Source organism: Streptomyces sp. GbtcB7, from assembly GCF_019091445.1.
GTDB classification, from domain to species: Bacteria; Actinomycetota; Actinomycetes; order Streptomycetales; family Streptomycetaceae; genus Streptomyces; species Streptomyces mirabilis.
In genome coordinates, this window is record NZ_JAGXJM010000686.1 from 1 (window position 1) to 233 (window position 233).

Below are 233 nucleotides of genomic sequence, written 5' to 3' on the forward strand. Positions count from 1 at the left end.
CCGTCTCTTTGTTCCCGTCCGCTGTACGCTCTTGGCGTTCACGGCCGGAACGTGCACGACCCCTCACCGGGCTAATGAGTGCAGCGTACGGCGCGGAGAGACGCGCACATGACTGACCGACGGAGGGACAAAGCCGTGGAGGTCAAGATGGGCGTGCAGCACGCGCCCCGCGCGATCCTTCTGGAGAGCGGTCAGACCCCGGAGCAGGTCGGGCGCGCGGTGTCCGGGGCGCC

At 68.7% G+C, this 233-nt stretch carries 1 protein-coding gene; it reads left to right on the forward strand.

What is annotated here, in order from left to right; genetic code table 11:
• Positions 1-135: 135 nt before the first annotated feature.
• Positions 136-233 (forward strand): DUF3107 family protein (locus KVT44_RS57240; protein WP_217577222.1); only part of this gene is annotated, 98 nt, incomplete at its 3' end.